Annotated in this window: 4 protein-coding genes; 3 read left to right on the top strand and 1 reads right to left on the bottom strand. The window is 76.7% G+C overall.

What is annotated here, in order from left to right; translation table 11 throughout:
- A partial coding sequence (locus HCN56_RS24275; RefSeq protein WP_376770927.1) for a sensor histidine kinase occupies positions 1–1,364 on the top strand: 1,364 nt, incomplete at its 5' end.
- Positions 1,365–1,613: 249 nt separating this feature from the next.
- Here HCN56_RS24275 and HCN56_RS24270 read toward each other — a convergent pair.
- Positions 1,614–2,075: a MarR family winged helix-turn-helix transcriptional regulator gene (locus tag HCN56_RS24270; protein WP_167974600.1), complete on the bottom strand. Its 462-nt coding sequence runs from the start codon at positions 2,073–2,075 to the stop codon at positions 1,614–1,616.
- Between the two features lie 160 nt (positions 2,076–2,235).
- Between HCN56_RS24270 and HCN56_RS26805 the strand changes: the two genes are divergently transcribed.
- Both HCN56_RS26805 and HCN56_RS24260 read left to right on the top strand, forming a co-directional pair.
- Entirely contained in the window at positions 2,236–2,787 is a 552-nt protein-coding gene (locus HCN56_RS26805; RefSeq protein ID WP_376770926.1) for a DoxX family protein, read from the top strand.
- A gap of 71 nt (positions 2,788–2,858) precedes the next feature.
- Entirely contained in the window at positions 2,859–3,644 is a 786-nt protein-coding gene (locus HCN56_RS24260) for a YqjF family protein (RefSeq protein ID WP_167974597.1), read from the top strand.
- The last annotated feature ends 128 nt before the right edge of the window (positions 3,645–3,772 follow it).

Raw genomic sequence — 3,772 nt, 5'->3', positions numbered from 1 at the left:
TCCGACGCCCCGGCCGGGGACGGCGCCGCGCCGGTCGCGGTCGGCGGCCGGTCCGGGAGCGGCGGGAGCGCGTCATCCTGACCGGTCTCGCCACCGCCGCCCGGGGACTGCTGTCCCCGGGCGGCGGTGCCCTTCCCCGGCGGCGGCCGGCGGCGTCGGACGTGGCACTGACGGCGGCGGTGGCGCTGCTGACGGTGGTGCTCGCGGTGACGCGGCTGGGCCACGGCGAGCTGCCGGACGCGCTGGGGTGGGGGCTGCTGGCGGTGGCCGTGGTTCCGCTGGCGTGGCGGCTGGTGCACCCGCTGACGGTGCTGCTGCTGATGACGGTGTCGGTCGGTCCGTACCACGCGATGGACTACGCGCACGCCGCGGCGGTCCCGGCGTCCGTGGTGGCGGTGTACTCGGTGGCAGTGGTGGGTCCGCGGCTGCGCACGGTGGCGGCCGGTGCCGCGCTCATCGCGACGGCGGTGTCCATCATGCTGCTGGTCAGCCCGGAGGGCGGGCTGGCGATGTTCCAGACGGCCGGCTGGGTGCTGGTGGTGCTGGTCTTCGGCGAGATGATGCGGATTCAGCGGAACTACGTGGCCGCGGTGACCGAGCGGGCGGAGCGGGCGGAGCGAACACGGGAGGAGGAGGCGGCGCGGGCGGTGGCGGAGGAGCGGTTGCGGATCGCGCGTGACCTCCACGACCTGCTGGCGCACAGCATCACGCTGATCGGTGTGCAGACCTCGGTCGCCTCGCACGTGCTGATCGCCGACCCGGACCGGCTGGACCGTCCGGCGCTGGCCCGGGCGCTGGACGGGATCTCGGCGACCTGCCGGGACGCCCGGACCGAACTGCGGCGGACGCTGGAGGTGCTGCGGGCGGGTGAGCCCGAGCAGGGGCCGCCGCCGGGGCCGGCAGGGCTGCCGGACCTGGTCCGGGCGGCCGGGTCGGCCGGGGCGCGGGTGCGGTGGTCCGGGGAGCCGTTGCCGACGCTGCCGCCGGCGGTGGGCGCGGCGGTCTACCGGATCGTGCAGGAGTCGCTGACCAACGCGGTGCGGCACGCCGGCGCGGGGGTGGCGGTGGCGCTGGAGGTGGCGGTGCGGGACCGGGAGGTGGTGGTGTCGGTGACGGACGGCGGCGGTGACCGCCCGCCCCGTGAGGGCGACGGCGGGTTCGGCATCCTGGGGATGCGGGAGCGGGTGCGGAGCGTCGGCGGCACGCTGCTGGCTCAGCCGCGGTCCGACGGCCCGGGGTTCGCGGTCCGCGCGGTGCTGCCGCTCCCGGAGCCGCCGGGGGACGGCGCGGGGGAGCCGCCCGGTGGGCCGGCGCCCGGGCCGCCGGGGGGCCGGGACGGCGACGGGCGCCGAGAGCCGGCGTGAGACCCCGCGCGGGGTCGCGACGCCGACCACGGCCGACTGCCGCGTTGTCGGAGACGCCCGCACACCACCCGGTAGGCACCCGGTAAGAGGGAGCCCCTCCGCCGTGCAGCCGACCGCACCCGTCCGTCGCCGCGAGCCGACCCGACGCGGGGTCCCACACACGCGCTGAGCCCACCGCTCCCGCGAAGGTGCGCCCCCGGGCCCGGCGCGACGGGCGGTCGCCCGGTCCGCGGGTGCGGCCGCCGCCGGTCAGCCGTCCTCACGCAGCCGCGTGTTGACGCTGGTCATGGCGTCGGTGACGGCGGTCAGCTGCTCCCGGTCGAGCAGGTCGATCAGCACGGACCGTACCCGCTCGACGTGGCCGGGTGCGGCGGCGCGCAGCGCCTCCGAGCCGGCCGGGGTGATGCGAGCGGTGACGCCGCGGGTGTCGGTGGGGCAGGCCCCGCGGGTGACCAGTCCCCGCTTCTCCAACTGGCCGACCTGGTAGGTCAGGCCGCTCTTGGAGGTGATGAGGGAGGTGGCGAGCTCGGTCATCCGCAGCCCGTCCGCCCCGGCCCCGTGGAGCTTGATGAGCACCTCGTACTGGGGGTGGGAGAGCCCGGCCTCGTCGCGGAGCTGCGCCTCGACCTCGCGGAACACGCGGTGGGTCGCCTCCAGGAAGGAGGTCCAGGCCGCCATCTCGTCGTCGTCGAGCCACCGGGTGTTCGCCATGCCCCCATCCTACGGCGTTGTTCAAATTCGAACTCGCCTGTACGCTCGGCGGCCGAGTTCCAATTTGAACGACATCGGTGTGCCCGCACCCGATGCGAACCACGGGCGGCGGTCGCCCAGCCGCGTCCCGCCGCCCCCTGCCCCCACCGGGAGACCCACCGTGACCACCACGACCACCCACACCGACCCGGCGCCCCGCACCGCCGGCCCGCTCGGCGGCGCGCCCTCCGGCCTCGACATCGGCCTCCTCGTCCTGCGCGTCGGTGTCGGTCTGACGATGGCCGCCCACGGCGCGCAGAAGCTCTTCGGCTCCTTCGACGGCGGCGGACTCGACGGCACCGGCGAGTTCTTCACCTTCCTCGGCTACCCGGCGGGCGACACCATGGCGCTGATCGCCGGTCTCGCGGAGTTCCTCGGCGGCCTCGGGCTCGTCCTCGGCCTGCTGACCCCGCTGGCCTCCGCCGCGATCGTCGGCACCCTCATCAACGCGATCTTCTCCGCCCACGCGGACGACGCCTGGCTGGGCGGCTACGAACTGCCGCTGGTGCTGGCCGTCGCCGCCGCTGCCCTCGCGCTGACCGGCCCCGGCCGGTACGCGGTGGACCGGCTGCTGCCCGTCTCCGTGCTGCGCGAGCCGCGGCTCGTGCAGGGGCTGGCCGCGCTCGCCCTCGCCGTGGTCTCCGCGATCGTCGTGCTGCTGATCCGCAACTGACCCGCCCGCCGCGCCCCGCCGCCCGGTCCGCCGTCAGGCGGGCCGGGCGGCGGCGTGAGACGCTGCCCTCCATGGGGCAGCGACCGCGCCGGCGAGACGCCCGCCCAGGCCCGCACGGCGGAGCCCGGCGGGGGGTCGAGCCGGTCACACAGGAACCGCCCCGCCCGCACGGCCGCACCCTGCTCACCCAGTCCTGGCACGACCTGGCGTTCCTGCACTGGCCGGTGGCGCCCGCGGTGGTCGCCCCGCTGCTGCCGCCCGGGTGCGAGCCCGACACCCATGACGGTGTCACACACGTCGGTCTCATCGCCTTCCGGATGCACCGCATCGGTCTGCTGGGGCTCCCCGGCCTCCCCGGGATCGGCTCGTTCCCGGAGACCAACGTCCGGCTCTACTCGCGCGACGCGCAGGGGCGCCGCGGCGTCGTCTTCCGCTCGTTGGAGGCCACCCGGTCCGCGGCGGTGCTCGTCGCCCGCGGCGGCTTCGGACTCCCCTACACCTGGGCGGACATGGCGGTGGCGCGCGCGGGCGACCGGCTGCACTACCGCTCGGAGCGCCGACTCCCCGGACCGCGCGGGGCGTTCAGCCGCATCACCGTCGCCGTCGGCGAGCCGATCGCCGAACCGGACCCGCTGGAGCACTTCCTGACCGCCCGCTGGGGGCTGCACACGACGCTCCGCGGCCGCACGGTCTACCTGCCCAACACCCACCCGCGCTGGCCGCTGCACCGCGCGCGGCTGGAGCGCTGCGAGGAGAACCTCGTCGCGGCGGCGGGGCTGCCCGCCCCGGCCGGCGAGCCGGTGAGCGTGCTCTACTCGCCCGGCGTCCCGGTGCGGTTCGGCCCACCGCGCCGCTGACCACCGCGCCGCCGCCATGTCCGCCCAGGTGTAGGGGAGTCCGAAGCCGCCGCGGGCGACGAGCACCGCCGCGGACCGGGTGGCCTCCAACGAGCGGAAGACGACGCCGCGGCGCCCCTGCGCGTCGC

Origin of the sequence: Streptomyces lonarensis, from assembly GCF_012033735.1 — a bacterium.
In the GTDB taxonomy this organism is placed as follows: Bacteria; Actinomycetota; Actinomycetes; order Streptomycetales; family Streptomycetaceae; genus Streptomyces; species Streptomyces lonarensis.
Note: the sequence above shows the minus strand (reverse complement) of the source record. Positions and strands in the feature narration are given on the sequence as shown.

Coding starts and splice junctions, on each gene's coding strand:
- HCN56_RS24270 (WP_167974600.1), bottom strand. CDS start 2,075: ATGGCGAACACCCGGTGGCTCGACGACGACGAGATGGCGGCCTGGACC.
- HCN56_RS24260 (WP_167974597.1), top strand. CDS start 2,859: ATGGGGCAGCGACCGCGCCGGCGAGACGCCCGCCCAGGCCCGCACGGC.